This window comes from Oleiphilus sp. HI0080 (assembly GCF_001635135.1).
Map to the genome: position 1 here is coordinate 1 of NZ_LWFU01000909.1, position 885 is coordinate 885.

The window sequence follows — 885 nt, forward strand, 5'->3', positions numbered from 1 at the left end:
GTCGGGAGGTAAGGCGCATGGTCTTTACCCACGCCATGCTGATGACTAATGGTACCGCCATTGTTCACAATCAACTCGGAGGTGGTCGTTTTCAGTTTATGCCAACGTGCCAGCGTCTCTTCGTAACTGTCCGCAGCACGAAAGACGTAGGTGGTATAAATGCTGGAGCCTTGTGAATAGAAATGCGATAGGTGGGTAAACACGTGCACTTTCTCGCCTTTGTCGGCCAGGCCTGTCCGTAAATTGTCTTCCATGGTATTCAGTAGATGATTTACGTTGCTCCAGTCTGTCGACGTTTCGAGCGTATCGACAACGTATCCCTTCTCCCACAACGCTTCTCTGAGATAAGGCATGGTAAAGCGCTTTTGTGCCCATTTCTTTCCAAGAAAGTTGCCCGTATAAACGCCACCCAAAGGTCGAGTAAGGCGTTTCATCAAGCGGTGAGCCGAGCGGCACTGATCAGGCAAACCTGTGATACCAAGCGTCATCATGCATTTACCCTCGCCGGCACCGCGCCACGCTAGATATTTTTCAAGCAAGGTAATTTGACCAGGATGACCAGCAAGCGCCAATTGAGTGGTCGTTTCAATAGCATTGCTCAGACGAAGCATGGATAACTGAACTTTAGATTGCACAAGATGCCTGGCAGCGGCCTTTGCCTGCTCCCAAGATGGAAAGAACAAGACATAAAAGTCTTCTTGCGTAGGTAAAGGTGTCACTCGCACTTTGACCTCGCTAATCACGCCCATTCGACCTTCCGAACCGAGAATCATCTCGCGCACATCGGGACCGGCTGACGATGCAGGAATCGTCGGGATATCCAAACGCCCTTTCGGTGTCTCAATACTACCGCCGGCAAACATCTGCTCAATGCGTCCATACCGC

General features: G+C 50.7%; 1 protein-coding gene. It reads right to left on the reverse strand.

Translation table 11 applies throughout. The features are described from left to right. Positions 1–885, reverse strand: an 885-nt coding sequence (locus tag A3751_RS17895) for an FAD-binding oxidoreductase (RefSeq protein ID WP_304439051.1), incomplete at both ends; no start/stop codon positions are given.